The 26,394-nt window shown below is 61.7% G+C and carries 20 protein-coding genes and 2 pseudogenes; 1 reads left to right on the top strand and 21 read right to left on the bottom strand.

Annotated features, from left to right (window positions below; all coding sequences use genetic code 11):
* Positions 1–20: 20 nt before the first annotated feature.
* The 19 genes and pseudogenes from J3P75_RS15745 to J3P75_RS15655 form a co-directional block, all read right to left on the bottom strand.
* Positions 21–1,091 (bottom strand): autotransporter outer membrane beta-barrel domain-containing protein, encoded by a 1,071-nt coding sequence (locus J3P75_RS15745; protein ID WP_434707344.1) that lies wholly within the window; start codon positions 1,089–1,091, stop codon positions 21–23.
* 387 nt (positions 1,092–1,478) lie between these two features.
* Complete coding sequence (locus tag J3P75_RS15740) at positions 1,479–2,261, bottom strand: endonuclease/exonuclease/phosphatase family protein (protein ID WP_090283735.1); 783 nt, start codon at positions 2,259–2,261, stop codon at positions 1,479–1,481.
* A gap of 190 nt (positions 2,262–2,451) precedes the next feature.
* Complete coding sequence (locus J3P75_RS15735) at positions 2,452–3,210, bottom strand: PIG-L deacetylase family protein (RefSeq protein ID WP_434707343.1); 759 nt, start codon at positions 3,208–3,210, stop codon at positions 2,452–2,454.
* Between the two features lie 151 nt (positions 3,211–3,361).
* Positions 3,362–4,048, bottom strand: a complete 687-nt coding sequence (locus J3P75_RS15730) for a glycosyltransferase (protein WP_434707342.1) — start codon at positions 4,046–4,048, stop codon at positions 3,362–3,364.
* Complete coding sequence (locus J3P75_RS15725; protein ID WP_434707341.1) at positions 4,045–4,644, bottom strand: SAM-dependent methyltransferase; 600 nt, start codon at positions 4,642–4,644, stop codon at positions 4,045–4,047. The genes J3P75_RS15730 and J3P75_RS15725 overlap by 4 nt, the downstream gene beginning before the upstream one ends.
* Positions 4,641–5,399, bottom strand: a complete 759-nt coding sequence (locus J3P75_RS15720) for a PIG-L deacetylase family protein (RefSeq protein ID WP_434707340.1) — start codon at positions 5,397–5,399, stop codon at positions 4,641–4,643. The genes J3P75_RS15725 and J3P75_RS15720 overlap by 4 nt, the downstream gene beginning before the upstream one ends.
* Entirely contained in the window at positions 5,396–6,394 is a 999-nt protein-coding gene (locus J3P75_RS15715; protein WP_434707339.1) for an acyl-CoA dehydrogenase, read from the bottom strand. Before J3P75_RS15715 ends, J3P75_RS15720 begins: the two co-directional genes overlap by 4 nt.
* A 1-nt stretch (position 6,395) precedes the next feature.
* Positions 6,396–8,555, bottom strand: coding sequence for a glycogen debranching protein GlgX (gene glgX / locus J3P75_RS15710; protein WP_093101320.1), 2,160 nt, complete (start codon positions 8,553–8,555; stop codon positions 6,396–6,398).
* A 219-nt stretch (positions 8,556–8,774) separates the two neighbouring features.
* On the bottom strand, positions 8,775–9,137 hold the full coding sequence (locus J3P75_RS15705; RefSeq protein ID WP_434707338.1) for a DUF2934 domain-containing protein: 363 nt from the start codon (positions 9,135–9,137) through the stop codon (positions 8,775–8,777).
* A 27-nt stretch (positions 9,138–9,164) separates the two neighbouring features.
* Entirely contained in the window at positions 9,165–11,933 is a 2,769-nt protein-coding gene (locus tag J3P75_RS15700) for a malto-oligosyltrehalose synthase (protein ID WP_434707337.1), read from the bottom strand.
* Complete coding sequence (gene malQ / locus J3P75_RS15695; protein ID WP_434707336.1) at positions 11,930–14,008, bottom strand: 4-alpha-glucanotransferase; 2,079 nt, start codon at positions 14,006–14,008, stop codon at positions 11,930–11,932. Before malQ ends, J3P75_RS15700 begins: the two co-directional genes overlap by 4 nt.
* Entirely contained in the window at positions 14,005–15,801 is a 1,797-nt protein-coding gene (treZ, locus tag J3P75_RS15690; protein ID WP_434707335.1) for a malto-oligosyltrehalose trehalohydrolase, read from the bottom strand. Before treZ ends, malQ begins: the two co-directional genes overlap by 4 nt.
* 17 nt (positions 15,802–15,818) lie before the next feature.
* Positions 15,819–17,405 (bottom strand): glycogen synthase GlgA, encoded by a 1,587-nt coding sequence (gene glgA, locus J3P75_RS15685; protein WP_434589257.1) that lies wholly within the window; start codon positions 17,403–17,405, stop codon positions 15,819–15,821.
* A gap of 591 nt (positions 17,406–17,996) precedes the next feature.
* Entirely contained in the window at positions 17,997–18,950 is a 954-nt protein-coding gene (locus J3P75_RS15680; RefSeq protein ID WP_434707334.1) for a D-2-hydroxyacid dehydrogenase family protein, read from the bottom strand.
* Positions 18,951–18,963: 13 nt separating this feature from the next.
* Entirely contained in the window at positions 18,964–20,007 is a 1,044-nt protein-coding gene (locus J3P75_RS15675) for an alpha/beta fold hydrolase (protein WP_434707333.1), read from the bottom strand.
* Positions 20,008–20,094: 87 nt separating this feature from the next.
* On the bottom strand, positions 20,095–20,529 hold the full coding sequence (locus J3P75_RS15670) for a YqaA family protein (protein ID WP_434598398.1): 435 nt from the start codon (positions 20,527–20,529) through the stop codon (positions 20,095–20,097).
* On the bottom strand, positions 20,529–20,975 hold the full coding sequence (locus J3P75_RS15665; RefSeq protein WP_434707332.1) for a DUF411 domain-containing protein: 447 nt from the start codon (positions 20,973–20,975) through the stop codon (positions 20,529–20,531). The genes J3P75_RS15670 and J3P75_RS15665 overlap by 1 nt, the downstream gene beginning before the upstream one ends.
* Before the next feature lie 244 nt (positions 20,976–21,219).
* Positions 21,220–21,747: pseudogene (locus tag J3P75_RS15660) on the bottom strand (methyl-accepting chemotaxis protein); the annotation flags it as partial.
* A 381-nt stretch (positions 21,748–22,128) separates the two neighbouring features.
* A pseudogene (locus J3P75_RS15655) lies at positions 22,129–23,211 on the bottom strand (cache domain-containing protein); the annotation flags it as partial.
* A 380-nt stretch (positions 23,212–23,591) separates the two neighbouring features.
* Between J3P75_RS15655 and J3P75_RS15650 the strand changes: the two are divergent.
* Positions 23,592–24,119, top strand: coding sequence for a hypothetical protein (locus J3P75_RS15650; protein WP_208937389.1), 528 nt, complete (start codon positions 23,592–23,594; stop codon positions 24,117–24,119).
* Positions 24,120–24,166: 47 nt separating this feature from the next.
* Here J3P75_RS15650 and J3P75_RS15645 read toward each other — a convergent pair whose 3' ends face one another.
* Both J3P75_RS15645 and J3P75_RS15640 read right to left on the bottom strand, forming a co-directional pair.
* Positions 24,167–25,105, bottom strand: a complete 939-nt coding sequence (locus tag J3P75_RS15645; RefSeq protein WP_434707331.1) for a GNAT family N-acetyltransferase — start codon at positions 25,103–25,105, stop codon at positions 24,167–24,169.
* On the bottom strand, positions 25,093–26,394 hold the full coding sequence (locus J3P75_RS15640) for a phenylacetate--CoA ligase family protein (protein ID WP_434707330.1): 1,302 nt from the start codon (positions 26,392–26,394) through the stop codon (positions 25,093–25,095). Before J3P75_RS15640 ends, J3P75_RS15645 begins: the two co-directional genes overlap by 13 nt.

The raw sequence follows: 26,394 nt of genomic DNA, 5'->3' as shown, positions 1-26,394 counted from the left end.
GCCTGCTGGCGATGGGTGCTTCACCAACGCATCCGCACTCCGAGGCTGCCAATCAACCCATTCAAATCATTGTCATCGACGTCGCTGCTGTAATCGGCACTCACATACAGGCTCACCGCCGGGGTCATTCGCGCCACCAGGCCCAGGCCCAACTCCACGGTCGATGACTTGCGGCTGCTGCTGATCTTGTCGACCTGATCAAGCGTTACTGTGCTGCCGGTGTAGACGGTGTGCCAAAGGTTGGTGCGCACGTAGGGTTCCACCGGCAGACCGTGCAAATCGTAACTGCCTTTCAAACGCGCACCGACGCGTCCGCTCCACGCCGTCAGGTCACTGGACGAGGTATTGCCGGAACCTGCATAAGGCGTGTCGAGGCTGATGCGTTGATTGATCAGTTGCGCCTGCGGCTCCACCACCCAGTTTTCGCTCAACCCGATGGGGAAACCGCCTTCGACCGAGAACGTCATCGCGCTGCCTTCGGTGGCCTGGCGTGTGCCCTGCGGGCTGCGGCTGAAACCGCTGACACGACCGGCGCTGGCGGACAGATCGACGTGCCAGCCTTGGGCGCCGGTCAGGCTGTAATAGGCGCCGAGGCTTTGGCCTTGCAGATTCAGTGTGTCAGTGCCGGGGTCGGCGAGGGCGCGGCTGGTCAGCGGGCCGTTGCGATTACCGCGAATCTGATTATCGCCACCGATGACACCGATGGTTTGCGTATAGCCGTTGTGGCTTTGCAGGGTCAGCAGCGCCGGCCCTTTGTTCTCGCCGCTGCCGGGCATTGCATAGCCGGACGACAACACATCGGTTTGCGCCTGCCGCGCACTGCGCCCGTACAACTCGTCCCAGGCTGACGGTGCGAGATCTTCACCGATCAGCCGTGAGCGGCGCGGATCAGACCGTGGGCCGAGTTGCTGCGGGTCAGGAGTAATCACAGTGGCGGGGAGGGTCATCACCGGCACATCCGCGCGATACCAGATGCGGGTGGCATCCACTGCTGGCTCGGCCTTGGCCTCCATGGACGAGCACAACAGGATCGAGCTCGACACGGTGCAGAAAGTGATTTTGATCTCTTGTGGGGTGAGTGAAGTTTTCATGGCGGTCTACCTTGCAGGCGCATGCGGCATCTCGATGTGGCGCCTCTCCTACCCCGAACGAGGGGCGACCGAATGGAGCGGGGCGAGCCATGACCGCTCGCTTTTGCGAGTGGCCGGAGGTTCGTCCCGGTTGGTTTTCCGGGGTAGTAAGGTAGAGATAAGAAGAGTGATGGCGCTGCGTCAAGAAATTGGACGATGGGCGGTAATGGCAAAACGGCTCCGCCAAATCTTTGTTTTTCTGCGTATTACTAAGTGGTTGTTTGCGCGAGGAATCACTTGTGCAACAGCAAGACAGAGCCATCCACTCGCCGACGGATGGTCGTCGGCCATGCGCCAAGAGCAATGCTGCCGACCTCGGCGCCAAGCAAAGCACTGTCAAAATTGCGTCTATAGATGCACTTCCACCGCCAGCGGCAAATGATCGGAAAGATGCGTCCACGGTTTGTTGCCGAGGATCTGCGGGTCGTGGCTGCTGGCATTGCGCAGGTAGATCCGGTCCAGGCGCAGCAATGGGAATCGTGCCGGATAGGTCTTGGCCGGGCGGCCATGATGACGCTCGAATGCCTCGTGCAGATAGTCGCGCCGGGCGAGGGCAACGTTGCCTTGCAACTGCCAGTCGTTGAAGTCGCCGGCGATGATCACCGGGGCATCGTCGGGCAGCGATTCCAATAGTTGGCAAAGCAGTTTCAACTGCAATTGCCGATGGCTTTCGAGCAGACTCAAATGCACGCAGATGGCGTGTACTTCGGCGTGCCCCGGCACATCGAGGATGCAGTGCAGCAAGCCACGCCGTTCCGGGCCTGTGATAGACACGTCGAGGTTGCGGTATTCGCGGATCGGGTATTTCGACAGCAGGGCATTGCCATGATGACCGTCGGGGTACACGGCGTTGCGCCCGTAGGCAAAATCGCTCCACATGCTGTCGGCGAGAAATTCGTATTGCGAGGTTTGCGGCCATTCGTTGTAACGGCTCGAATGCCGTTCATGTTCACCGACCACTTCCTGCAGGAACACCAGGTCGGCCGCCGTACTGCGCACCGCTTCGCGCAACTCGGGCAGGATGAAACGGCGATTCAGTGCGGTGAAGCCCTTGTGGGTATTGACCGTCAACACGCGCAGGCGATGAATGACGGGTGCGTCGACACGCTGACGCTCGGGTTCGCTGGACACGTTCACTCCTCGGATTTGCGCACGCTTGTTCATGCGACTGGTGGGGAGGGGCGGCAGTTCCGTCTGATCTCAACACCCAGTCCCCCTGTAGGAGTGAGCCTGCTCGCGATAGCGGTGGATCAGCCTACGAATGCGTCAACTGGTAAACCGCTATCGCGAGCAGGCTCACTCCTACAGGGGATTGGGGCGGTCAGACGAAGACGATTTCATACGGCAAGCGCATCCGCTCCAGGATCACCGGTGGCAACAGCGGCGCGATGCCAATGGCCGGTTCGCCGTTGAGCTGGCTGGCGTAGGCGTGGGTGGCGTGGCTTTTGCGCGCGACGGTCCAGGTGTCGAGGCGCACTTTGCGTGCGCGCTCCCAAGGGATCTGTTGCTGTTCGCGCTCCGGCCAGTGCCAAGCCCAGACCGGTACATCGTGGTAGCGGGCGCCGACCTGTTCTGCGGCTTTGGCGCTCGCACGGCCGACCGCTTCATGATCATCGTTGCCGTCGTTGCGCCAGGTACTGAACACCACATCGCCGGGGCGCAGGTAGCGGCTGATGAACTCGCAGACCTGCGCTTCCTGTACCCGCAGCGCATTGTCGGTGAAACCGCCGCGCACCCATTTCAGGCTGTGCATCGGCAGACCGAGGCGGCGCAGGGCTTCGACGCTTTCCTGCGGGCGGAACACGCTCAGGCGTTTTTCCGACCATTGCCGCGAGCCGGGGTGGCTGGCGCTGCCATCGGTGATCGAGAGCAATTGCAGCGGATGGCAGAGGTTGGCGAGCAGTTGCAGAAGGCCGCCGCAGGCCACCACTTCATCGCCCGGATGCGGGGCGATCAATACGGCGCGGGCGCCGGCGGGCACCAGACTGAGGGTATTGATGACGGGAATGCTGTCGAGCTGCGCGGCTGAATTCCAGATTTGCGCCGGCAGGTTGCTGTCATTGAGGATGAACGGTTTCATCAGGGCGACGTCCTTGTGTGGCATGCCCAGCGTCATCGGTCACAAACGCTGGCCGAGAACGCTGATGGCAAAATGGGTTGCAACTGTGCGGTGCTCCGACCCTTGGGTTACCGCGATGCAGAGTATTGCTCAAGACACGGCATTCGTCGCGTCACAGATCAATCTGATCCGTATTTTTTTCGCCTGACTGTGCCAGATTGCGCAAAAAGTCGCCGAATCCGCCACGGGCGCGACTGTCGAGGCGGGCGCTGGTGTGCACCCGTGGCCGATGGCTCCAGGCAATGTGCGCACCCGAGCGTTCCAGGGCGCGCACCAATTGTACGTCTTCGTCGCAGGCCAGCGGTTTGAAGCCACCGGCAGTGATATAAGCCGCCGCGCTGATGCCCAGGTTGGCGCCGTGGATATGCCGATGGCCCTCACGCGCCTGATAGTGGCGGTGATAGCGGATCTGCGCCGCTTCATCGACCGAATCGGGCCACTGCTCAATGGTCACCGTGCCGCACACCGCGTCCGCCTGCAGGCCGAGCTGAGCGACCAGCCAATCGTCGGCGACCCGGCTGTCGGCGTCGGTGCAGGCGATCCAGCGTGCGCCGCGCTCCAGCAACCACCAGGCGCCGACTGCGCGCGCTTCGCCAACGTTGCTGGCATCTATCGGCAGGCACAGCACCGGATATTGACTGACGATCTGCACCGAGCGATCAGTGCAGCTATCGAGCACCACGAGCACCTGCACCTCCTCGCCGGCCAGTTGCGGATGTTGGCTGGCGCGTAGCGCGGCGCGCAGGCACTCATCGAGCAGCGTCTCTTCGTTGTGTGCCGGAATCACAATACCGATCAACGCAAACCCTCCAGCGCCGCCACCGAACGTGGCTCGCGACTCCAGACCTCAAGAATGAAATCCGCTTCCTGGTGCAGCACCAGACGCGGCAATGCCAGTTGTTCATGGATCTGGTCGTGAACCTGCCGTGCATTCAACGGGCAGCCCTCGATCGGTGGGCGCCAGTGACAGGCCAGTAACTGGCCGTCGGCGGTCAGGGAATGGCTGATGTGGCGGACCACTTCTGTCAGATCCTCGCGGTCGAGGTAGTAGCCGATTTCGCTAAATACAATCAGGTCGAATTTTTCCTCCGGCCAGTGGCCGGGAAGGCGGTTTTGGCGCACTTCGACATGGTCGAACAGGCTCAAGCGGGTCTGCGCCAGTTTCACTGCGGCGGCGGCAGTGTCGCAGCACAGCAGACGGCTGCAACGATTGGCCAGCTCGGCGCTCAGTTCGCCGTTGGCGCAACCCGGTTCGAAGATCGCCCGATAATGCGGACGCGGCAGGGCGGCGAGGGTGATCGCGCGTTTGCGCTGTTCGTACCAGCGTTGGCGGAATGCCCAAGGGTCGTCGCTACCAGAGAAAAGACCGTCGAAATAGCGATCCTCGACGCTCAAAGGAACACCACTTCGAAAGGCTGCAACAGACGCTCGAGGACATACGGCGCCAAAACCGGCGCCAGTCCGGCATCACGATCACCTTCAAGTTGGCTGGCGAACGCATGGGCGGCGTGGCGTTTGCGTGCGACGTGGGTAGGTGAAAGGAGAATCTTGCGCGCACGTTGCCACGGCACCGCCGCGTCTTCCGGCGTCGCCCAGTGCCAGGTCCACACCGGTAGCTCGTGACACACCACGCCGGCACGGCGCGCTGCTTCGAGACTGGCGCGGCCGACCGCTTCATGATCGCTGTGACCATCCTCACGCCACGTGGTAAACAGCACGTCGTGAGGGTGCAAATAGCTATGAATGAATTCGCTCAGTGCCTGTTCCTGCACCGCCACTTGGGTATCGGTGAAACCACCGCGCAGCCATTTCAGGCTGTGCATCGGCAAGCCGAGACGGCGCAAGGCTTCGGCCGATTCCTGCGGGCGCACCACGCTCAGGCGTTCGACCGGCCAGCGTGTCGAGCCGGGGTGGCTGGCGCTGCCGTCGGTGACTGAGATCAGTTGCATTGGCCGTCCGGCGGCGGCGAGCAGTTGCATCAACCCGCCGCAACCGAGCACTTCGTCATCCGGGTGCGGCGCGACGATCACGGCCCGCGCGCCCACCGGCACCAGATCAAGTACATCGATCACCGGCAGCTCCGCCAGGCGCTGCGAATTTTGCCACTGATGCAGCGAGGTGCCCTGGCCGACAATCGGGTTGGCTTTCATAGCGCCCAGACCTCGCCGGGCTGCTGCGCGACCCTTTGCCCGAGCGCGGCAAGATCGCGCTCGGCATGACTCTGACGCAGGAACACCGGCAGGTCGGCCACCAGGTGGGCAAAACGGCGATCCTGACAAAACGGCCCGGCACCGAGCGCTCGGCCGGTGTCACGCAAAACCTGTTCAGCGGATTGTTCGACCACCGCCCGCGCGCGTCGCGCCAGCAGTTCCGCGTCGGCTTCGGGCTGGGCGTCGATCTGCAATGCGCTGAAGCGCAGCACATCGGCGGCAGCCTGCAAGGCGCTGTCGACCGCACCGAGGTGTGCCATCGCGTGCGGTTCATCGCGTTCGGCACAGTGTTGGCGCAAGCGTTCGCCGATCTGCCGCGCAGCGCCGTACCAGCACGCGGCAATACCGATCCCGCCTTGCCAGAAACCCGGCCGTTGCAGGTAGTCGCCGGGATCACCGATGGCCTGGGCTTCGGCATTCTCGAACACCACCTCGACGCTGCCGGTGGCGCCCATGCCCACGGCTTGCCAGCCGTGCTCGGTGATGGTTACGCCAGGTTGATCGAGGGCTACCGCGACCAGTTGCTGCTGATCGTCAGCGTCCCACGCCGTGAGCAGAGCATGGCTGAGCACCGCCGCGCCGGAACACCAGGCCTTGCGCCCATTGAGATTGACCATGTGCCCGGCCGGGCGGACCTTGACGCGTGCCTGCGGCGGCTCTGCCGCCCACATGCCCCAGGTACTGCCGGGTGTCGGGGTGCCGCCCAATTGTTCGATGACTGCCAGCGCGTCGGTGTGCCCCTCGTACAGTTTGCACAGCCCCAGATCATGCCCGCCGACCGCGGCCAGACGCTGAAAACGCTCCAGTGTGTGACCGCTGCCGGGCAGCGGCAGGCGATCCAGACCGGCCTCGACCATTGCCCGCAGGCATTGGCCGAGGGCGGCGGTGGCGGCGTAATCCGGCGCACGTCGGGCCAGATAGCTTTGCAGGTCCATATCACTCTTCTTCGTCGCGTTGCAGTTCGAACAACAGCAACGAGCGCCCGGTCACCGAGTATTCGTGGCCGAATTCGAAGCGTTCCTGGCCGCGAATCGCCGGTTGATTGGTATCGACCATGCACGTCCAGAAGCCACCATCCGGCACTTCCGGCAGAACAAAATTGACGATGTCGTGGTGCGCGTTGACCACCAGCAACAGCGTCGCATCGCCACCCTTGCGGCGAATTCCGGTTTCCTGGGCGCGGCCGTCGAGCAACATCCCCAGGCAGCGGTTGTGTGCGTCATGCCAGTGCTCGGTGGTCATCTCGGTGGCGTCCGGCGCCAGCCAGGTGACGTCCTTGACGCCGATGTCCTCGTTGTACTCGCCGACGAGGAAACGCCCACGGCGCAGGATCGGATAGGCCAGACGCAACTTGATCAGGCGTTTGACGAACTTCAGCAGGGCTTTACCGTCCTCGCTCAGGTCCCAGTTGACCCAGCCGATTTCGCTGTCCTGACAGTAGGCATTGTTGTTGCCGTCCTGGGTGCGGGCGAACTCATCGCCGGCGACGATCATCGGTGTACCTTGGGCCAGCAGCAGGGTGGCGAAGAAGTTGCGCATCTGCCGGTGGCGCAGGGCGTTGATCTCCGCATCGTCGGTCGGGCCTTCGACGCCGTGGTTCCACGACAGGTTGTTGTTGCTGCCGTCCTGATTGTTTTCGTCGTTGGCTTCGTTGTGCTTGTCGTTGTACGAGACCAGATCGTTAAGGGTGAAACCGTCGTGCGCCGTGACGAAGTTCACCGAGGCGTACGGCCGGCGCCCGCGTTGATTGAACATCTCGCCCGAAGCGGTCATGCGGCTGGCGAAATCGGCGAGCTGGCCGTCGTCGCCTTTCCAGAACGCGCGCACGGTGTCGCGGAACTTGTCGTTCCACTCGACCCAGCCCGGCGGGAAGTTGCCCACCTGATAACCACCGGGACCGCAATCCCACGGCTCGGCAATCATTTTCACCTGGCGCAGCACCGGGTCCTGACGGCAGGCGACGAGGAAGCTGTGACGCTCATCGAACCCGTCGTGATAACGCCCGAGAATGGTCGCCAGGTCGAAGCGGAACCCGTCGACGTGCATTTCGCTGGCCCAGTAGCGCAACGAGTCGGTGACCATTTGCAGCACGCATGGATGGCTCAGGTCGAGGGTGTTGCCGGTCCCGGAATCGTTGATGTAGTAGCGCTTGTCGTCGGGCATCAAGCGGTAGTAGGAGGCGTTGTCGATACCGCGCATCGACAGGGTCGGGCCTTGCTCGTTGCCTTCGGCGGTGTGGTTGTAGACCACATCGAGGATCACTTCGAGATTGGCATCGTGCAGGTGCGCGACCATTTCCTTGAACTCGGCAATCTTGCCGCTGGCGAGGTAGCGCGGGTCCGGGGCGAAGAACGCGATGCTGTTGTAGCCCCAGTAGTTGGTCATGCCTTTTTGCAGCAGATGCTGATCGTTGACGAAGGCATGGATCGGCAGCAGCTCGACCGTCGACACACCGAGCTTGCGGACGTGTTCAAGCACATCGTCGACCATCAAACCGGCAAAGGTGCCGCGCACGTTTTCCGGCACGGAAGGGTGACGCATGCTGATGCCGCGCACATGGGTTTCATAAATGATGGTTTTGTCCCACGGCACGCTGACGCGGTGGTCGTTACCCCAGGTGTGCGCCGGGTCGATGACCTTGCACTTGGGCACGAACGGCGCGCTGTCGCGTTCATCAAAACTGAGGTCGGCGTCCGGATGGCCGATGGTGTAGCCGAACAACGCTTCCGACCATTTCAGTTCGCCGACCAATTGTTTGGCATACGGATCGATGAGCAATTTGTTGTGGTTGAAACGGTGGCCGTTGGCCGGATCATATGGGCCGTAAACGCGGTAGCCGTAGATCAGGCCGGGATGCGCATCGGGCAAATAGCCGTGGTAAATCTCGTCGGTGTATTCGGGGAGTTCGATGCGCTCGAGTTCGACTTCACCGGCATCGTCGAAGATGCACAGTTCGACCTTGGTGGCATTGGCGGAAAACAGAGCAAAGTTTACCCCCAGACCATCCCAGGTCGCACCGAGCGGGAAGGGCAGGCCTTCCCGGATTCTGGACGGCTCGGCGTGCGCGGCGGGCTCGGCTTTTTTTGGACGGGTCATGATTGCTCCTGCAAAAACAAATTCTGGGCTGATGCAAAACCCTGTAGGAGTGAGCCTGCTCGCGATAACGGTGTGTCAGCCAACCAATGTGTCAATGGGTTCACCGCTATCGCGAGCAGGCTCACTCCTACAAGGGGATGTGGGTTTCTTGAAGGCGAGCTAGCCCTCTATGGCGAGCAAGCCCGCCACACATTCGTTCAGTTCAATAATCGGGTGGCGTCAGATCGCTGGGGGCTTTCTCGGCGCTCGCGGTTTTTTCTCGGCGGCTTTTTCGCCCGGTGGCACGACCTTCGGTGTGGTGGCAGGCTTGGCCTTCGCCGCCGGTTTGGCTTTTGCCGCGGCCGGGGCCTTGGCACTGGCGAGTTTGCCCTCAGCGGGCTTGCTGTCGGTGCCCTTGCTCGCCGCAGTCTTGCCGGCGGTTTTGCTGCCCGTGGCTTTAGGCGGCTTCTTCGGAGCCAGCGCTTCAGCCTCGGCCAGCTTGCGCGCCATCTCCCAGTGGCGCTCCTCATGGCCTTCGGGCTTACCTTCCGATTCCCATATCTGATAGGCGAATTCGCGAATGCGTTTATCGTCGGTGCTCATCGCAATACTCCTGAACTGAACTCTTGCTTACGTTAAGTGTTGGATAAAGAGATTGACCGGGACATCCCCCAGCGCTTCGCTGACATTCAGCTCCCTGTGTTTTGTGACTGCGGCGCTGGCAAAAAGTCCCTTCAGGTTTGTCTCGGAGGCGGCGAACGGTAAAACCACCCGCGTATCGCCCCAGCGCAGCGCATCCACTTGTGGCTGGGCACTGTTTTCCAGCAGGTTGGCGCAACGCACCGGCACGATCACGACGGCCTGTTTGCCCTCGTGTTCGCGAGCAAACGCGAGGACGTTATGCGCCTGACTGCCGAGTACTTCCAGGGCCTGATAACTGCCCCGACGGAACAGCTCGGCATGCTCGGCACGCAGGTTCAGCACCTCGGCGATCAACGCCTGCTTGATGCGCCCGTCGCGCCAGTTGGCGAGCAACTCGGCAGGCGCCGATGGCGCCTGCAAAGCCTGCGCGCGCGCGGGGTAATCCACTGGCCGGCGATTGTCCGGATCGACCAGGCTGAAGTCCCAGAACTCGTTGCCCTGATACAGATCCGGCACCCCCGGCACGGTCATGCGCAGCAAGGTTTGCGCCAGGCCATTGAGCGCGCCGGCGGCGGCGATACTGGTGACGGTCTTGCTCAACGCTGCGCGCAACAGTTCGCCTTCAGCGCTGGTCAGGAGTTTCTCGGTGAACGCCTGGGCAGCGTTTTCATAGGCTTCGTTGGGCGCGCTCCAGCTGCTTTGTAGCTTGGCTTCACGCAAGGCTTTTTGTTGCCACTGCCAGATGCGTTTGGCGTAGTCGGCGAAACCGGCCTGATCGTCATCGCGCAGCTCCAGCGGCCAACTGCCGAGCAGGGCCTGATAGAGGATCAGTTCATCGCCATTCGACGGCATCTGCTCGTCACTGCGCACCGGGCGTGCGAGGGCGCGCCACAACTCCACCTGCTCGGCGTACCAGTGACTGCGTTCACTGAGCACAGCCAGACGTGCCCGGGTGTCCTCGCCACGTTTATGGTCGTGGGTCGCGGTGGCGAGCAAGTTATCCGGGAATTCGCTAAGTCGCCGTTGGTTGACGGCATGGAAGTCGCTCAACGGCGCGCTGAACTGTTCGGTGTCGTAGCCAACGTCGTTGCGCGACAGCAGCACCGCCGAGCGATACAGCGCGGTGTCTTCCACGGCTTTGGCGGCGGCGGGCGAGGTCAGTTGCTGGAAACGTACGCAGGCGTGCCTGAGAATCTTGCGCGAGCGCCCGCGCGGCTTGCGTCGCCACGGCGTGCCACCGAGCCAGCCAGCGACACACTCGAGCACTGGCCAGTCGGCTTCGCTGAGGGTTTGCCGCGCACCGTCCATGGCTTTCTGGAAAAACACCTCGTCCTGTTCCGAGCGGCCCATGGCGCTGACATAGGTGCGATACACCGGGAAATGCACGATCAGCGCCTGCAATACCCGGCGGATCGCGCCCAGCGTCAGGTCGCGGGTCATCAGGTCATCGCGGGCCACTTGCAGCAACGCCTGGGCGACGCTTTCGCAATCGCTGGCCAGCGAGCCGTTGAGAATCTGCTGACGCGCCAGTTGCGCTTCTTCGATAAACGCGGCGGGGCGTTCGGTGCGGCGCTGCCACAGCTCACCGAGGACCTGTTCACCGTCCGGATCGTGCTGCAACAGCGACAGCTGATTCATGAATTCGTAACCGGTGGTGCCGTCCACCGCCCAGTCGCGGCGCAGGGTTTCGCCGGCGCCGAGAATCTTCTCGACGTAAATCGGCAAGTGCCGTCCCGGCGCGAGACTGTCGAGACGCCGCCGCAGTTTGCGGCAGTAACCGCGTGGGTCGGCGAGGCCATCGATGTGGTCGATGCGCAGGCCGTCGACCAGGCCTTCTTCGATCAACTGGAAGATCTTGCCGTGGGTGGCTTCGAACACCGCCGGGCGTTCGACGCGCAAACCACCAAGCTCGTTGATGTCGAAAAAGCGCCGCCAGTTGATGTCATCTGCTGCGGTGCGCCAACTGGCGAGGCGATAGCTCTGGCGTTCGAGCAACTGATGCAGCTTGTCGAAGCCTTCCGCCGTGGTCGAATCGTAATGCTGCAGATTGCGCTGGATCGTTTCGAGGATTTGCGGGTCGCTGGCCAGTTGCTGCAATTCCTGTTTCAACGGAATCGACAGCGAATGCGCATCAGTTTGATAGCTTAGCGCGCTGAAACGATCGGCCAGAGATTTCAGCGCTTCATCGCCCTTGAGCAACTCGCCGTAATCGTTCGGGCAGATCGGGAAGTGGTGGTCGTAGTGCTCGACATGGAAACCGCCGGTCTGCGCGTTGAATTGCAGTTTCAGCGTACCTTCCTGCAAAGCGACACCGTAATCACTGCCAAGGAACGGCAGCAACAACTGGCCTTCCATCAACGGGTCCGGGGAATGCCACTGAATGTCGAAGAATTCGCCGTAGGGGCTCAGTCGGCCCCATTCGAGCAGGTCGAGCCACCAAGGGTTGTCGCTGCCGCCCACGGCCATGTGGTTGGAGACGATGTCGAGGATCAGCCCCATGTTGTGCTCGCGCAGGCTGCTGATCAGACGCCGCAGCGCCGCTTCGCCGCCCAGTTCCGGGTTGACCTGGGTCGGGTCGACCACGTCGTAACCGTGCATCGAGCCGGCGCGCGCCGCGAGCAGTGGCGAGGCGTAGACATGGCTGATACCGAGGCTGGCGAAGTACGGCACCAGTGGCACCGCTTGTTCGAGGGTAAAGCCTTTATGAAATTGCAGCCGCAGGGTTGCGCGCAGCGGCTGAATAAGCGTTTGGTTCATTGGTCACGCTCGGCAGCCTGGAGTCGGGCACAGGCGAGCAATTCCAGGCGTCGCGCGGCATCGTCGGTGTCGAGCAGCGTTTCGCTGGTGCCCGGCAAGCGCCGCGACCAGTTCGGGTGGGTGTCCGTGGTGCCCGGCAGATTCGCCTGCTCGTTGATGCCAAGGGCATCTTCCAGCGGCAAAAGTACCAGCGGCGCACGGGTGTGGCCGAGGAACCGCACGCTGGCATCGACCACTTGATCGGCCTCGTGGGATTCCTCGCGGAAATTCTGTGGATCCTGGCTCAGCGCATTGCGCAGGCCTTCGCGCTCGCGCTGGCGGTGATGGCGCCAGTCGATTTCGCCGTTGGCGTCGACCAGCCCAAGGCGCGCGTTCCAGTCGATATCGCGACCGTGCCACCAGCCGTTGAGCGTCGGCAAGTCGTGAGTGCTGGTGGTCGCCAGCGCGTTGTCCGGCCAGTCGAGAATCGGCTTGAAGTGCGTATTGTCCTGCTCGAACAGCAGCACGCGCATGCCCAGCATCGAGCGCGCGGCGAGCTTTTCACGCAAGCCTTCGGGCACCGTGCCCAGATCCTCGCCGAGCACGATGGCCTGGTGACGATGGGATTCCAGCGTGAGCAAACGCAGCATGTCGTCGAACGGGTAATACAGGTACGCGCCATCGGCGGGATCGGCGCCGTTGGGGATCACCCACAGGCGTTGCAGGCCCATGACGTGGTCGATGCGCAAGCCACCGGCGTGGGCGAAATTGGCCCGCAGCATGTCGATGAAGGCACGGAAGCCGTTGCGCACCAGACCTTCAGGCGAAAACGCGGAGATGCCCCAGCCTTGGCCAGAACGGTTGAGAATGTCCGGCGGTGCGCCGACCGTCAGCGAGGCCAGCAACTCATCCTGAAAACTCCAGGCCTGACTGCCGGCGCCATCGGCACCCACCGCCAGATCGGCGATCAGGCCGATGCTCATGCCGGCGCTGCGCGCAGCGGTCTGTGCGCGTTCCAGACAGCGGTGGATCAGCCATTGGCAAAAGGCGAAATAGCCAATGCGCTCGGCGTATTCTTCAGCGAAAGCTTCCAGCGCCGCACCGCGCGGGTCACGCCAGTGTTCCGGCCATTCGCGCCAGTCGAGGCTTTCGCCACGGGCGGCGCGCATTTCCTGGATTGCTTCGAAGCGGCAATGGTTCTCCAGCGCTTCGCCGCCGCTGTGGCGGAAACTGGCGAAGTCCGGATGCAACGGGTGATCACCGGCGACAAAACCGTCGTACAAGGCTTGCAGCAATTTCTGCTTGGCCTCGGCCGCGGCCGGCCAGTCGATCAGGGTCAAGTCTTCAAGCTGCGCGAACTGGTTGCCCAGACCGGTAGCGTCGATCGCATCGCGCAATGCCCGTTCACCGAGGATCGCACCAGGCGCCGCATACAGTGAATTGAGAAACAGCCGGCTCGAAGGCGAATACGGGCTGTAGCGGCTGGTGTCGGCGCTGAACATCGCGTGCATCGGGCTGATCGCCACGGCGTCGGCGCCGCGCTCACCGGCCACGCGCACCAGTTCTTCGAGGGCGAGGGTGTCGCCGAAGCCGCCATCGCCGGGACGACGCAAAGCGTACAGCTGCGCGCTCAGACCCCAGGCGCGGGGGATCGGATTGTCCACGGCGTCAGCGACGCTGAAGCAGCGTTCCGGTGCCACCGCCAGAGTGAAATATTGATCGCCGATATGCACTTGCTGATAACCGACCGGGATCAGGCCGGGCAACATCGCTTGTGAATCGAGCTTGAGATCCAGGCGCGAGCCGTCTTCGAGGTGAATTTCGCAGGGCGTTTCCGGGGCGAAATAACGCGTCAGGTCCACCGGTGTGCCGACATCGCAGGTCAACAGCGGCGGCAGATGGTGGTCCTGCTGCGCCGCTTGCAGTTCCAGCAGGCTGGCATCGATTTCCTGCGCCGTGCTGGCGGGGTGGCCAAGGCCGATCAAGACATTGCGGAGTACCGCAGGAGCGACTTTTTGCTGACGCCCGTTGGCGTCGATCCAGTCGACGGCGAGGCCGGCTCGGCTGGCGAGTATTTCCAGTTGCGCATCGCTCATAGGCGCTCTCCATCCAGAGGTAGCAAGGGGGTTGCGGCCGTGAGGCTGACAAGCGCGCAATACGCGGGCAGTTCGCCCGAATCCGGGGTGACACCGGCAGGCTGCTGAAACAGCCACACGGCATCGGTGTGTGGAGGGTTGACCACTGGCGTGTCGCTGAGGTTCAGGTCAATTCGCAGCTCACTGCCATCGCCCAGCCGCCAGCGCGCACTGACCGCGCCGTGGCCGAGTTTCTGCGCGCCCAGTGCCTGGGTGCCGGGCAGATGCGGAATGATGTGCTGGTGGCGCAAATGCAGGAGCTGCCGGTACAACTCAAGGGTTTGCTGCTGCTGTTGACTGCCAATGTCTTGCCGTGGCTGCGAGGCGTGGAAGGTCTGTTCGGCGTTCGGGTCGGGAATCTGCTCACGCTTATGCGGATCAGCAAACGCGCTGAATGCGGCGAATTCATTGCGCCGGCCCTCGCGTACCAGCTCCGCCAGTTCGCCGTGATGACTGGTGAAGAACAGAAACGGTTGCTCGGCGGCGAACTCGTCGCCCATGAACATCAGCGGAATCATTGGCGACAGCAGCAATAGCACGGTGGCTGCCTGCAACGCGCGCGGGTCGGCGAGTTGATGCAAGCGCTCGCCGAATGCGCGATTACCGATCTGGTCGTGGTTCTGCAAAAACAGCACAAACGCAGTGGAGGGCAGATGCTCGCTGGGTTCACCGCGCCGTTCGCCGTGGCGGTTGACGTGGCCCTGAAAGACAAAGCCCTGACTCAGGCAGCGCACCAATTGTTCGGTGGGCTGCTCGGCATAGTCAGCGTAATAGGCGTCGGTTTCGCCGGTCAGCAGCACGTGCAGGGCGTTATGGCCGTCGTCGTTCCACTGTGCGTTGTAATCGTGTTCCAGCAGGCTGGCCTGATTGAGCTCGTTCTCGACCGTCAGCCAGACGTGACGGGCCGGATCGATCTGCTGGCGCACGCGCTGCGCCAGTTCATGCAGAAAGTCTGAATCACCAATCGCATGCACGGCGTCCAGACGCAGGCCGTCGAAGCGATATTCGAGCACCCACATCAGTGCGTTTTCGATGAAGAATTCGCGCACTTCGCTGCGGCGGAAATCGATCGCCGCGCCCCACGGTGTGTGCTTGTCCTCACGGAAGAAGCTTTTCGCGTAGCGGTGCAGATAATTGCCGTCGGGGCCGAAGTGGTTGTAGACCACGTCGAGAATCACCGCCAGACCATGGCCGTGGGCGGTGTCGATCAGATGTTTGAGTTGTTCCGGCGTGCCGTAAGAGGCTTGCGGCGCGTAGGGCAGAACGCCGTCGTAACCCCAGTTGCGATCACCGGGAAATTGCGCCAGCGGCATCAATTCAATGGCGGTGATGCCCATTGCAGTGAGCCGCGCCAGATGCTGCTCGACTTCGGCGAAGCCACCGAGCGCACCGACGTGCAACTCGTAGATCACCGCTTCGTTCCAGGGCCGACCGGTCCAGGCGCTGTGTCGCCAGGTGTAAGCATGCGGATCGACCACTACGCTGTGGCGGTCGAGGTCGCCATCCTGCGCCCTGGCGGCCGGGTCCGGCACCTCCAGCTCGCCATCGATACAGTAGCGGTAGCGACTGTCCGCCGGACAGCGGGCCTTGATCACAAACCATCCATCACCCTGCGGCAGCATGGGCAATGACTGACCATCGGCCAGTTCGACACTGACGTAAAACGCATCGGGAGCCCACAAAGCAAATTGCGTGTGTTCGGCGTCCAGCACGATGGCGCCGTGGGGCCAGGTTTCTTGGGTCCTTGACGGCATCTTTGAAACCTCCCTGATTATTTGTGGCTGGCTTTACCCAGTGCCTTGGCCACCAGTTTTTCGTAAAGCTCGGCGTACGGTTCGACCGCTTTGCTCCAGTTGAACGGCGCCGCCATTGCCCGGCAACGCATGGCGTTGAGCAGTTCAGGGAAGGCGAACACCTTGAACGCGCGGCTCAGGGCTTCCTTGTAGCTATCGACGGTGGATTCATCGAAGAGGAAACCGGTCACGCCGTTTTCAATGGTGTCGGCCAGACCGCCGGTATTGCGCGCCACCGGCAACGAGCCGAAGCGCTGCGCGTACATCTGGCTCAGCCCGCAAGGCTCGTAACGCGACGGCATCAAGAGGAAATCGCTGCCGGCGAACATGCGCCGCGCGTCAGTCTCGTTGAAGCCGATGCGTACGCCGATCTGCCCCGGGAAGCGCAGCGCCAGCTCACGCATGGCCTGTTCTTCTTCCGGCTCGCCACGGCCGATGATTGCGATCTGGCCACCGTTCTGCACGATGAATTCGGAGACCGCTTCAGTCAGGTCCAGACCTTTCTGATAGACCAGACGCGAGACCACGGCGAACAGCGGGCCGCTGGAGTCATTGAGGCCGAACAGCTCGCGAACATGCGCGGCGTTGACCGCTTTGCCTTCCCAGTCGCCGATGGCGAACGGCGCGAACAGGTGCGGGTCGGTGGCCGAATCCCAGCTCTCGTCGATGCCGTTGGGGATGCCGCTAAGCAGACCTTGCTGGGTCTTGGCGGCGAGGAAACCGTCGAGGCCGCAGCCGAAATCAGGGGTGGTGATTTCCTGTGCGTACGTGGCGCTGACCGTGGTGATATGGCTGGAATAAGCCATGCCGGCCTTGAGGAACGACATCTTGCCGTAGAATTCCATGCCTTCCTGCTGCAGGGCGTGGGCGGGAATCCCCAGTTCCGGGCAGGAACCAAGGCTGGTCACGCCCTGGTAGGCGAGGTTGTGAATGGTGAACAGCGTCGGCGTACGCTGCCCGCGCCAGTGCATGTAGGCCGGGGCGAGGCCCGCTGGCCAGTCGTGGGCGTGGACGAGGTCCGGGCACCAGTGAATCTGTGCGAGGTTGGCAGCGATATCGGCAGCGGCCAGCCCCAGGCGGGCGAAACGGATATGGTTGTCCGGCCAGTCGCGGCCGTTGTTGGCGCCATAAGGGCCACCTTCACGTTCGTACAGTTCGGGACAGATCAACACGTAGATCACCAGACCGTCGGGCATGTCCATGCGCCCGATCTTGCACGGTGGCAGCGCGGCGTGGCCACCGAGTTCGCCGATGATGTGAATCGGGTTCTCGCTGTGCATCACCTGCGGATAACCGGGAATCAGCACGCGCACATCGTGAAGATGTGCCATGGCGCGCGGCAGTGCGGCGGAAACGTCGCCCAGGCCACCGGTCTTCACCAGATCGGCGATTTCCGAGGTGACGAACAGGACTTTTTTCTTGTTGGGGTTCTTGCTCGCGACCGGAGTCAGCGTCTTGGTGCCGGGAACGTTGATCGATCGGCTGCCGGGAACGCTGACGGTGCTCGAGTCGCCAATCACCTGGTGAGCACGCTCTCCCTGAATATCCAATGCCGCACTGATCATATGTATCTCCCGTAGTGTTGATCTGTTCTTGTCTCGTACAAACGAAGTTCAGAGCCACGTCCTGTGACCGGGCGCAAACGCGCCACGCATCGGTGAGCAAACGCTACCCAACACGCGCAAGCAGAATGGGTGGTGAAGCCATTGCAAGGATTGCACCAGTCGTTTTGGCTCTGTCTTCTTGATGACCCGACGCTGGTTGCAAAAGTTTCGAGTTTTTTTCGGCGATGTGACCGGGCGGTTTCACCCTGCGAAAATGAGTCTAGGCCAGATCCTAGAGCGGGCCAGAGCAAACGGGTAAATTGTTCGACAATCGGTTTGTGCGTAAGAAAATATTGCTGGATCGGAGCAAACGCACCGACGAAGGGCAGGTTTTTTTGCGACGGAGGGCCAAAACGGTGACCGGGCGGTCACGATTTTGTGCTAGCGAGGAGGGCGGTTGCACTGTTGTGGTGCGGAAGTGGCGGTTGGCTGCAAGGGCCTCATCGCTAGCAGGCTAGCTCCCACAGGAGATTTTGCGCCGGGCGCGGTCCTGTGGGAGCTAGCCCTGCTAGCGATGGCGATGGCTGGATCACCCTCGCATTTCGGCCCGATTCAATTAAGCAGGCGAATCGGCTCCCCCGCAGCCCAGGCCTGAATATCCTCGATCATCTGTGCAAAGAACTGTGCATAGTTCTGTCGACTGACATAACCCACATGCGGCGTCGCCAGCACGTTATCGAGTGTGCGAAACGGGTGCAGCGCCGGCAGCGGCTCTTCGTCGAAGACATCCAGCGCTGCCCCGGCAATGTGCCGTTTCTGCAATGCCTTGATCAATGCCGCTTCGTCGACGATCGGTCCGCGCGCGGTGTTGACCAGCAACGCAGTCCGTTTCATCCAGCCCAGCGCCTGCGCGTCGACCAGCCCGCGGCTGCGTTCGCTGAGCACCAGGTGCACCGACAGCACATCGGCCTGCTCGAACAGCTCTTGCTTGCTGACGTAGGTCACGCCGACCAGTCCGGCGCGCTCGGCGGTGAGGTTTTCGCTCCAGGCGATCACCCGCATGCCAAACACCTGACCGAACTGCGCCACGCGCTGGCCGATGCTGCCCAGACCGAGAATGCCCAGGGTCTTGCCATGCAGATCGCCGCCCAGGCCTTGCTGCCACTGGCCATTGCGCAAGGCGTTGGCTTCGCTGGGCAGATTACGCGTGGCGGCCATGATCAGCGCCCAGGTCAACTCGGGCGCGGCGTGCTTGTAACTGTCGGTGCCGCAGACCTTGATCCCGAGTTTCGCTGCCGCCTGCATATCGAGCGCTGCGTTGCGCATGCCGCCGGTGACCAGCAGCTTGAGCGCCGGCAAGCGCTTGAGCAGGTCCTCGTCGAAACGCGTGCGCTCGCGCATCACGCAGATGACCTGATAGCGGCCCAGACGTTCGGCCAGGGTGGCGTTGTCCGCCGGGTAGTCATGCACGAAGGTCACTTCACCGATGTTCTCGAGGACTGACCAGTCGACCACGTCGCGGGCCACGTCCTGCCAGTCATCGATCACTGCAATCTGCACCGCCATCAGCCTTACCTCATCAACGAACGGGATTGGATGTGTTCAGCCAGCCGAGCAGGGCCTTGTGGAACTGCGCCGGTTCTTCCATTTGCGGTGCATGGCCCATGCCGGGGAATTCGACCAGTGTCGATTGCGGGATCAGTTTGGCGACTTGCTTGCCGAGTACGTCGTAGTGGCCGATCTTCGCTTTGACTTCCGGCGGTGCGATGTCCTTGCCGATCGCGGTGGTGTCGGAGGTACCGATCAGCAGCAGCGTCGGCATTTTCAGGTCCTTGAACTCGTAATACACCGGCTGGGTGAAGATCATGTCGTAGATCAGCGCCGAGTTCCACGCGACCTGAGTCTTGCCCGGGCCTTTGCTCAGCCCGGCGAGCATGTCGACCCAACGGTCGAATTCCGGTTTCCAGCGGCCGTCGTAATAGGTAGTGCGCTCATAGTCGCGAATGCCCTGGGCGCTGACTTTCAGTTCGCGCTGATACCACTGATCAATGGTGCGATAGGGCACGCCGAGGGCTTTCCAGTCTTCCAGGCCGATCGGATTGACCATCGCCAGTTGTTCGACCTGCTCGGGGTACTGCAAGGCATAACGGGTGGCGAGCATGCCGCCAGTGGAGTGACCCAGCAGCGTGGCTTTCTGGATACCCAGCGCTTTGAGCAACTGCTGCGTGTTGGTTGCCAGTTGCTGGAAGGTGTATTGGTAGTGATCGGGTTTGCTGGAGGTGCAGAAGCCGATCTGATCCGGCGCAATAACCCGGTAACCGGCCTCGCTCAGCGCCTTGATCGAACTGTCCCAGGTCGCCGCACAGAAATTCTTGCCGTGCATCAGCACCACGGTGCGCCCATTGGCCTTGCCGTTGGCGGCGACGTCCATGTAACCCATCTGCAGCGATTTGCCCTGGGATTCGAAGGCGAAGTGTTTGAGTGTGTAAGGGTAATCGAAGCCTTGCAGCTCGGGACCGTAGGCCGGGCCTTCGGCGGCGGCTGGCGTGGCGGCCTGAACGGACAGGGGCAGAGTGGCGCACAGAAGCAGGCCGGGGAGCCAGCGGGAAAACGAGACAGGCATAAGGTCAAACTCCGTTTGAAATGGGCCGATGCTCGAACGGCCGGATTATGGCGACGTTAAAAACAGGCAATGATCGCGCCCGATGGTTCAACCGAGCCAGCCCAGCGTCAGCATGGCCAGCGCACCGTAACGCGCACCTTTGGCCAGGGTCACGATCAGCAGGAAGCGCCCGAGCGGTTCGCGCATGACCCCGGCGATCAGCGTCAATGGATCACCGATAACCGGCAGCCAACTGAACAGCAGCGACCAGTGACCGAAACGCTGGTAGTGCTGTTGAGCTTTGGCCATATGTTGTCGACTGACCGGAAACCAGCGCCGGTCCTGAAAGCGTTCAAGCCCTCGCCCCAGCCACCAGTTGACCAGCGAACCCAGCACATTGCCCAGCGTCGCCACGCCCAGCAGTCCCCACAGCCAGTAATGCTCGCTGACGATCAAGCCGACCAGCAGCGCTTCCGATTGCAGGGGCAGCAGCGTAGCGGCGCCGAACGCAGCAAGGAACAGCCCGGCGTAAGCGGCGCCGATCAATGCGCCGGGTAATCCGCCACAACGACATCAGCGCCGTCCTTTTGCAGGCCGATCACTTGCCAGGCGTCGCTCATGCCGTCCATTTCCATGCCCGGCGAGCCCATCGGCATGCCCGGTGCAGCCACACCGAGCAGGTCGTCGCGCTTGCTCAGGGCCAGAACCTGTTCAGCCGGGACATGACCTTCGACGAACTTGCCGTTGATGATTGCGGTGTGGCACGAGGCCAGACGGGGCGGCACGCCGTGCTGTTGCTTGAAGCTGCTCATGTCGCTTTCGACGTGATCGTCAACCTTGAAGCCGTTGGCTTCGAGGTGGCTGATCCATTTTTTGCAGCAACCGCAGTTGGCGTCGCGATGGACTTCGATCGGAATCAGGTCGGCGGCCTGGGCGAGGGAGGAAATGAACAGGGCGCTCAGGGCGAGCAGACGCAGGTGGGTTCGCATGACGGGTTCTCGGCTCGGGTGGCGGTCGGAGGAGAACGCATTTTGACCGGTTTTTGCTGTCTGGCATCAACGCAGTGTTTCAGGTTATTGCAAAACACACAGGCAAAACCCTGTAGGAGTGAGCCTGCTCGCGATGGCGGTGTGTCAGGCAACGTGTGTGTTTGCTGACATTGCGCTTTCGCGAGCAGGCTCACTCCTACAGGTGATCGTGTTTCAAGTGAGATGAGCGCCCAGGTCTGGAAGATCAGCGGACCTTGAATCGCCCCATGATCGCGCTGACCCGGCTGTTGGCTTCCAGCAACTGGCGGGTGTTGAGTTCGCTGGTCTGGCCGCTCTGCACCAGCTCATCGACCATGTGCCGGATCTGCACCATGCTGCGGTTGATCTCTTCGGTGACCGCGCTTTGCTGTTCGGCCGCCGTGGCGATCTGGGTGCTGAGACTGTTGATATGGCTGACCGAGCCGGCCATTTCGTCCAGCCCCGAGTTGACCCGTGCGGTGGCGTCAGCGGCGGACTGGCAGCTGGCCTGGGTGTTTTCCATGGCGCTGACCGACGAGCTCACGCCTTGCGTCAAACGGGTCAGCATTTCGTTGATTTCCGAGGTGCTCGCCTGGGTGCGGGCGGCGAGGGCACGTACTTCATCGGCAACCACCGCGAAACCGCGGCCTTGTTCGCCAGCGCGTGCAGCCTCGATAGCGGCGTTGAGCGCGAGCAGGTTGGTCTGCCCGGCGATAGCACCGATGACGCCGAGGATCTCGGTGATGCGCTGAGCGTCTTGCTGCATGTTCTCGACTTTATGTGTGGCACTGGCCACTTCATCGATCAGCGCAACCACGCTGTTGGTGGCTTCGCCGACGACCACGCGCGAGCGGTCGGCGTTCTCGTTGGCGCGTTGAGTGAAGGCCGCGGTTTCGGCAGCATTCTGTGCCACGCTTTCGGCGGTCGAACTCATTTCGGTGATGGCGGTGACGGTCTGATCGGTTTCCGAGGCATGGCGCAGCAGGATCTGCCCGGTGTGCGCCGAGGTGCGTTGCAGGTCGTCGAGGCTGGAGGCCATGGCGCCGGTGGCCTGGGTCACTTCGCTGATCATGTTTTGCAGGTAGGCGATAAACGTGTTGACCGAATGACCGATGGCACCCAGTTCGTCTTCGGCGCGGATGGTGATGCGTCGTGTCAGGTCGGCATCCCCGCTGGAGAGCAAGTCGATGTTGGCTTTCAAGGCTTTCATGCGCTGCACCAACTGGCGAATCGCATAGACCTGCAACAACACCAGCAGAATCACCAGCGGAATCTGCAGCATGCTCAAGGTGCTGAGCACGTCGTCACGCTGGGCAGTGAGCATTTTCGTCGGCAGGGCGGTGGCGAGGAACCACGGCGTACCTTCGATCGGGCGCATGAAGAAGGTGCTGTCTTCACCGTTGTTATCGAATTCGCTGCGCTGCGCCTGGTCGCGGTTCTGCAGGCCGGCTTTCACCTGAGCGGCGAAGGTCGAGGTCGCGGCCAGTTCGCTGATGTTCTTCAGCACGATCGGCCCGCTGATGCGCGAACTGTTACTGATGATCTTGCCGTCAGCTTCAACAATGAGCATTTCGGCGTTGAGGTCTTTTTCCTTGCGCGCCACCAGATCGTTGAAAAAACCCAGGGTCACGTCAATGGTCGACACGCCCCAGGCGCTGCCGTTTTTGTAAATCGCCATGGCGCAGTTGGTGCGTGGCTCGGCGCTGGCATCGTCTTTATAGGCCGCCGCCCAGGCGCACTGGCCGCGGGGTGTGGCCATGCCGCCCTTGTGCCAGCTCTGGTCGTAGTAGTTGGGGGCAGCGTCGCTGTTCCAGAACGTGTTGACGGCGAGCTTGCCCGAGGCGTCGCGGTGCCAGAACGTACTGAACTTGTTGCGCCCGGCTTCACGCTGGCCCGGCAGCGGCCAGATCCCGCCACCAAACACCTTCAACTCGCCGTACTGATCGACGAGTCCCGGCAGCACGGTATCGATGGCAGCGCTGTCGAGCAATGGAATGGTCTGGGTGATGCTGCGCTGTTGCGCCTGCACCTTGTTCAATTCGCCCTGAATCTGCTCGGCCACTTCGGCGATGCGGTTGAGCACCACCTGTTCTTCGGTTTCGCGCAGTTTGGGGGCGACCAGTTGGCTGATGCCGACCACTGTCAACACTGACAGCAACAGGATGAACAGAACCAGAAACAGCGTATAGCGAGCCTGAATGGTGCGGAGTGCGGGCATGGAGACCGGTCCTTGAGCAGCGTTTCTTGTTGGGGGGCGGGGATGCAAAGGTGCGGCTATCGAAAGCGTATCGTCGTTCTCGGGCGAAGCTTTAGGTGCACGCGTGCCAATAATCGCGACGCCGATGACTGGTCGGTAACAAGCCCGATACATGGACGCGATTCAGCCCAGGCGCAGGCGTCAAACCCATGCCGACATGTCAGTCTGATGACAGCTCTGGCCCAAGGCTTGTGCGGATTTTGGCTTTTGTATCGTGAATGTACGAGATTTGTAAAAAAGTGCAGAAAAAGGTTGGTGCCATCAGTTCGCCCGCCGATACTCGCGCCCATTGAACATCTTCAAAACGGACATTTCATGGCTATTTCGCAGGGAGACATTTCATGACAATCGGTATTGTCGGCGGTTGGGAGAGCAAGGCAGGGGTGATGGTGCGAGACACCGGTGCCAAAAAGCAGGTGGCTCAGAGCGTCAAGGTGCAGCAGATGCTCACCCTGGTCGGCAACGATCCCAACGCGATCAATACCGCCGAGATGGACAAGCAGGGGTTGCGCAAAGCAATCAAGGGTTTCGATCCGGCCAATGTTTCGGTCAAGCAAATGGGCAATCTAAGCGAGATGCTGCGCAGCCGCGGGCTGATCTCGGAAATCACTTCCTTTACGTTGATGAACGCAGGCGACAAGTTTGACCGTTTCGGCGTGACCAAAGACGTCGATGCCAAATTCAACGCACTGGAATATTTCGCCACCCAACTCGATGCGATCCAGACCAACGGCCTGAATGGCAACGCCTACGGCAAAAACCTGATTCCGGAATTCAAGAAAGCCATTTACGTTTTGCAAAACCTCAAGACTTACGGCGAAGGCAACGTCGCCAAGCCGGTCGACCAAGGCGTCAAAGCCAAGGCATAAAAAAACCCTGCGCTGGCCCGCTCGGTACTCGCGCGGGCCAAGTCTGTTCAAATTGCTGGCGGCGCCTCGGCAGTACGTGGGGCGATGTGCAGTTGGGCTTGGTCATGCAGAAGCTGAATGTGCGGGCAATGCAGTTCCAGCGTTCGCGCGCGGTAGCCTCGATGAAACAATGCCAGCCATCCCGCGCAGCGTTCATTCGGGGCAATCCCGGTGAAAATGTAACCCATCGCCGCCAGGCTCTCGGTGGCGCTTGCAAAACCGCTGGCGAGCCTGAGTCTGATCGAAATCATCCATTGCCGCGGCAGTTGGCGTAGCTGTTTCAACAGGCTGGCATCGAGTTTTTTCAAGGTCACGTCGTAACGCCCGGAACAGTGCTCAACATGCAACGGCGGCCCGATCCACGGAGGTTCCTTGTCCTGCGTCCCGTAGACGCTGGACAGGCGCTCCATGAAATCGCGGCAGCTGGCGGGCCACGGTAGTACCGGCAGCGGACGACGATAGCCATCGATGGCGGTAAAGCCGACCACGATCGACTCCGGCAGCGGCTCGCCGAAGGGCGAAGGCACATAATCGAGTAACAACCCGGTACTGCAAAAACCCAGGCGCTCGGCCATGCGTTGTGTGTACGGGTGGTGTGTCACTTGTTTGATGGTCACGCCCTGGCAGCCCAGCGCCTGTGCATGAATCAACAGGCGCACACCCAGTTGTGTGGCGATGTTCTGGCCGCGCGTCGACGGATGGACCACGCTCAACGCCAGTTCCGCCGTATGCGATCCGCTGTTTCGGCACAAGCTGGCATGTCCGAGGAGCTTTTTCTCCGCATGCGCCAGCAACGAATGCCAACGACCTTCACCGTGATTCTGATTGATCATCAACGGCAGGTACACGTGCGGCTGCACGTAGTGATCGCCATAGATCTCGCGGAACAGTCGGCTGACGGCGCCAGCGTCGGAGCGGCGATAGCTGCGTAACGTCACGTTGTCCATGGGCTTTGCTCCGGGCGGGTAGTGTCATAAACGCGCAGGTCAACGACTGGTTGATGCTTGCCGGAGCGCGGATGGCGCGCGAATTGGTCGGCGCTGCAACCAAGCACCTCTATTTCAAGCAATTGTTGCGCGCCAAGTTGCGTGATCAGCGGATACTGATCAATCAGGTCGCTGTGCAATGCCGCGCTGGATTGCGCAGTTGCCGGCGTTTGCGCATCCATCAGCCATTTGAAGCCGAGCCTGTCGACGCCCGCCGATTGGCTGATGATCAATTGCCAGTCTTCGCTGCCGGTGGTGCGCTGAACCATCCGTTCAATGTCTTCGGTAAGCAAGGTCAGACTGCTCACCCGGATGCGCCGGCTGCTGGCACTGCGACCCATCAGGGCAAACTTGCGCCGCGCTACCGTGGCCGGTTCCCGCCAGCAGGCAAGATCGCCGACCGGATAACGAATCAACGGCATCAACCGACGGGTGAGGTTGGTGATCACCAGCCGTCCGGTCCGCCCGCACTCGTCGATGACCTCGCCGGTGTGCTCATCGATGATTTCCACGACGCTATGGTTTGCCAGCATGCGGTGTTCGCCCAGCGCGCAATCGCGGCTTGATGCGCCGATGAAACCGGCGTCGACACTGGCGTAGCCGATCGAAGCAATGCGTGCGTTGGGAAACACCCGACGCAACCTTTGCAATTGCCCGGCGAACAGGCTTTCGCCGCCATACAGCAGCGTTTCGACCTCGCTGAGGCACAACGACTGGCGCTCGAGTTCGCCGGCAAACGCCAACAGTTGCGCGGGAACGCCGGCCAGCACGTTGATCCGGTACTGACGGACAGCGTCAGCGAGGGCCGCAGGATCGACATCGCCGGTGAAGGGGTATTCGATGACGCCTGCGTCTTCGTGCGCCAAGGCATCATGGATAAAAATGAAACTGGCATACAGATCGCCGACGAAGAACAGGTTTGCCACCCGGTCGCCCCGATTGAGTTGCAGGCCAAGCTGTCTGCCAAAGTCGCGAACCAGCGCCTGCCATTCTTCGCGGGTAAACACCGACAGCTTGCCGGCACCGGTGGAGCCTCCCGTTTTGAATACCAGCGCGCGTTCGATTGGCGAGGTCAGCACCGGCCAGTGGTCGAGCGTCTGGCTGTGTTGCCAATACGCGTGTGGATCGACGATTGGCAATTGGTCGAGTGCGGCGTCCTGCGCTGCAACGTTTTGCCATAGCCTGGCGTAATACGCTGAGTGCTTTCGGGCAAAGCTCAGCAACTGGTTGAGCTCTAGTGCTGCGTTCAT

The sequence above is a fragment of the Pseudomonas sp. R1-1 genome (genome assembly GCF_051132135.1).
Classification (GTDB): Bacteria; Pseudomonadota; Gammaproteobacteria; order Pseudomonadales; family Pseudomonadaceae; genus Aquipseudomonas.
Note: the sequence above shows the minus strand (reverse complement) of the source record. Positions and strands in the feature narration are given on the sequence as shown.

What these genes read in the sequence shown, in the direction of transcription:
- J3P75_RS15705 (WP_434707338.1), bottom strand. Translation starts at nt 9,137, where the DNA reads ATGAGCACCGACGATAAACGCATTCGCGAATTCGCCTATCAGATATGG.
- J3P75_RS15675 (WP_434707333.1), bottom strand. Translation starts at nt 20,007, where the DNA reads ATGCCTGTCTCGTTTTCCCGCTGGCTCCCCGGCCTGCTTCTGTGCGCC.
- J3P75_RS15715 (WP_434707339.1), bottom strand. Translation starts at nt 6,394, where the DNA reads ATGGACCTGCAAAGCTATCTGGCCCGACGTGCGCCGGATTACGCCGCC.
- J3P75_RS15640 (WP_434707330.1), bottom strand. Translation starts at nt 26,394, where the DNA reads ATGAACGCAGCACTAGAGCTCAACCAGTTGCTGAGCTTTGCCCGAAAG.
- J3P75_RS15700 (WP_434707337.1), bottom strand. Translation starts at nt 11,933, where the DNA reads ATGAACCAAACGCTTATTCAGCCGCTGCGCGCAACCCTGCGGCTGCAA.
- J3P75_RS15650 (WP_208937389.1), top strand. Translation starts at nt 23,592, where the DNA reads ATGACAATCGGTATTGTCGGCGGTTGGGAGAGCAAGGCAGGGGTGATG.
- J3P75_RS15720 (WP_434707340.1), bottom strand. Translation starts at nt 5,399, where the DNA reads ATGAAAGCCAACCCGATTGTCGGCCAGGGCACCTCGCTGCATCAGTGG.
- glgX (WP_093101320.1), bottom strand. Translation starts at nt 8,555, where the DNA reads ATGACCCGTCCAAAAAAAGCCGAGCCCGCCGCGCACGCCGAGCCGTCC.
- J3P75_RS15735 (WP_434707343.1), bottom strand. Translation starts at nt 3,210, where the DNA reads ATGAAACCGTTCATCCTCAATGACAGCAACCTGCCGGCGCAAATCTGG.
- J3P75_RS15745 (WP_434707344.1), bottom strand. Translation starts at nt 1,091, where the DNA reads ATGAAAACTTCACTCACCCCACAAGAGATCAAAATCACTTTCTGCACC.
- malQ (WP_434707336.1), bottom strand. Translation starts at nt 14,008, where the DNA reads ATGAGCGATGCGCAACTGGAAATACTCGCCAGCCGAGCCGGCCTCGCC.
- J3P75_RS15645 (WP_434707331.1), bottom strand. Translation starts at nt 25,105, where the DNA reads ATGGACAACGTGACGTTACGCAGCTATCGCCGCTCCGACGCTGGCGCC.
- J3P75_RS15680 (WP_434707334.1), bottom strand. Translation starts at nt 18,950, where the DNA reads ATGGCGGTGCAGATTGCAGTGATCGATGACTGGCAGGACGTGGCCCGC.
- treZ (WP_434707335.1), bottom strand. Translation starts at nt 15,801, where the DNA reads ATGCCGTCAAGGACCCAAGAAACCTGGCCCCACGGCGCCATCGTGCTG.
- glgA (WP_434589257.1), bottom strand. Translation starts at nt 17,405, where the DNA reads ATGATCAGTGCGGCATTGGATATTCAGGGAGAGCGTGCTCACCAGGTG.
- J3P75_RS15665 (WP_434707332.1), bottom strand. Translation starts at nt 20,975, where the DNA reads ATGCGAACCCACCTGCGTCTGCTCGCCCTGAGCGCCCTGTTCATTTCC.